A 526-nucleotide genomic window follows, 5' to 3' on the forward strand; every position below is an offset into this window, starting at 1 on the left:
TTCGGCCGCGCCCAGCGGCGCCAACGCGCGCGCCATGACGGCGGGATCGCCCACCGCCACGCAGCGCTCGGCGTAACCCGGCAACAGCAGCGTCTTGGCGACGATCTCCGGCCCGATGCCGGCGGGGTCGCCCAGGGTGATGGCCAGGGGCAAGGCGGGCGCGGGCAGGTCGGCGCCCGCGCGGGAAGGATTCATCGGCACAGCAGTCTCCAGGCGGCGTCGCGCAAGGCCTCGGGGCCGCCGAAGCCGCCCGCCTTCATGGCGATCGCCAGTTGCCGACCCGCGCACGCGGCGGTCCCGGCGGGAAAGCCGGGCGCCAGTTCGCAGGTCAAGGTAAATGTGTCGATGGCCAGCGCGTCGAGCAGCGCCGCCAGGGTGTCGCCGCCGGTCGCGATCAGGCCGTCGAAGCGGTGCCGCGCCAGCGCCAGCGTCGCCTGCCGCGCCAGCGCCGCCAGCACCGCGGCCGGATCGGCCTGGGGCGAGCCGGGCGCCATCAGGCAGGCCAGCCCGGCGTCCGCGGCGATCT

General features: G+C 76.2%; 1 protein-coding gene and 1 pseudogene. Both read right to left on the bottom strand.

Features of this window, described 5'->3' with window-relative positions:
* A pseudogene (locus tag AOZ53_RS34905) lies at positions 1-195 on the bottom strand (4-hydroxythreonine-4-phosphate dehydrogenase PdxA); the annotation flags it as partial.
* On the bottom strand, positions 192-526 hold a 335-nt coding region (locus AOZ53_RS32785), incomplete at its 5' end, for a nucleotide-binding domain containing protein (protein WP_304439208.1). The gene AOZ53_RS32785 and the pseudogene AOZ53_RS34905, both read right to left, overlap by 4 nt.

The sequence above is a fragment of the Achromobacter sp. 2789STDY5608621 genome (genome assembly GCF_001299375.1).
Taxonomy (GTDB): domain Bacteria; phylum Pseudomonadota; class Gammaproteobacteria; order Burkholderiales; family Burkholderiaceae_B; genus Achromobacter; species Achromobacter insuavis.